Source organism: Parendozoicomonas sp. 209JJ7-1 (assembly GCF_058147085.1).
The window spans coordinates 1-1,641 of the sequence record NZ_JBYVJU010000059.1 but is presented as its reverse complement, the minus strand read 5'-3'; the positions used below and the strand labels follow the sequence as shown (position 1 = coordinate 1,641).

Genomic DNA, 1,641 nt, shown 5'->3' with positions numbered 1-1,641 from the left:
TTTTTAGGCCGCTTTTTCCAGGCAACCTGCAACCTCTGGTTCTCGTTCCGGGTTCAGTGCAACCGAACCCACCGGCTCCCAGTTCCGGGGCTTTCCAGACCAGCGTAGAGGGTGCCGCTCACGCGCTTTCTTGTAGACCTGTTTCCGGTGCTCCAGTATCGCCTTGTCCCGACCGTCATGTCGCTGCTCAGGCGTTACAAAGCGAATAGCACTGTGATGATGTTCCTGGTTGTAAAACCTCACAAACGCCAGCATCCACTCCCGGCTCTCTTCCAGCGTTAAAAACCCCTGGGATGGCCACTGCGGGCAATACTTCACCGTTTTGAATACGGATTCCGCAAAAGCATTGTCATTGCTGACTCTTGGCCGACTATGGGAGGGTACAATTCCCAGGTCAGCCAGCTTGGACTGGAATGTGTGCGATGTCATTGGCGCCCCATTGTCAGAATGCAGTACCAGTGGTTGTTTAGAGCACTTTTCAGCCACCACAGCCCGGTTAATCAAGATACTGGCCAGCTCCCCTGACTCTTTGTCGTATATTTCCCAGGCGACAATTTTGCGACTGTAGATATCCAGGATCATATATAGATACCAGAACTGGCCACGAACCCTTGAGGGGAAATAACTGATATCCCAACACCACACCCGGTTTGGTCCAGAGGCTATGTGAGTGGTGGGCTTACTGCTTTTCGATCGTTTCTTCGAGCGCCCCCGGTGATGCAACTGGCCATGCTTTTTAAGTACCCGGTAGAAGCTCGCTTCTGAAGCAATGTACTCCCCTCTGTCCGCCAATGTGGGCACGATTTGTGACGGAGGCAAGCTGGCATTGTCGGGGTCATTACAGATCTCCAGAATGCGTTGCTCCTCTTCTTCTGTCAGTTTATTGGACGGTGAAGGTCGTACGGCTACAGGTCGTCTGTCAGGAAGTACCCTGCCAGTATCATCGCGCCATCGGTTCAGTGTCTTCAAAGATACTGACACGTGCTCTGCTGCCTTCCAGCGGGAAGCTCCATTTGCCGTGGCCTCATCGAACCATGTCAGCAATTGCAGACGTTCATCAACAGGAGTTAGCTGTCCCCGTTGTCTATCCCGTAGAAGGCATCGAGCTTTTTTGACAGCACCAACAATGCCGCTGCTTCTGCCAGAGCTTTATCTTTACGGCGAAGCTCTTTCTCCAGTTTCTGGATACGCTGGCGATCGTGATTAGCCTGCTTTTTCTCTTGTCGGGCTTGTTGACTCAATTGCTCTGCACCGGAAACGCAGGCTTGCTTCCAATCATGTACCTGCTGGGGGTATAGCCCTTTTTTTCGGCAATATTCACTCAGCTCTGCTTCAGAAAGTGTTGCTGTTTCAACGACAACGGCAAACCGGGCTTCGGCAGACCACTGCTCAGAATTATGTTCGTTCCCTGGCACAGGTAACCCTTTGTCTTTTAACTGCTTGCGCCAATTGTACAGGGTCTGTTCGCTGATACTTTCTTCTTTTGCCACATCAGGAACAGAGCGATTGAATGGTGGCAGCAACTTCTTCAATACGGCAGCTTTACGTTCATCAGAATAGCGAGGCACAATAACCTATCTACCGCCCACTGTTCTCTTGATTGATCAATTAGTAACCGGGACAACTATCCTGACACAGCGG

1 protein-coding gene is annotated in these 1,641 nt (G+C 51.3%); it reads right to left on the bottom strand.

Annotation, left to right across the window (positions count from 1 at the left end):
• Positions 1-3: 3 nt before the first annotated feature.
• Positions 4-1,568, bottom strand: a protein-coding gene (locus tag ACY2RQ_RS19255) for an IS3 family transposase (RefSeq protein ID WP_490114633.1) whose coding sequence is annotated in 2 segments (ribosomal slippage) — positions 4-1,115 and positions 1,115-1,568 — 1,566 coding nt in all. Because the reading frame shifts where the segments join, the coding sequence is not laid out codon by codon here.
• Positions 1,569-1,641: the final 73 nt, after the last annotated feature.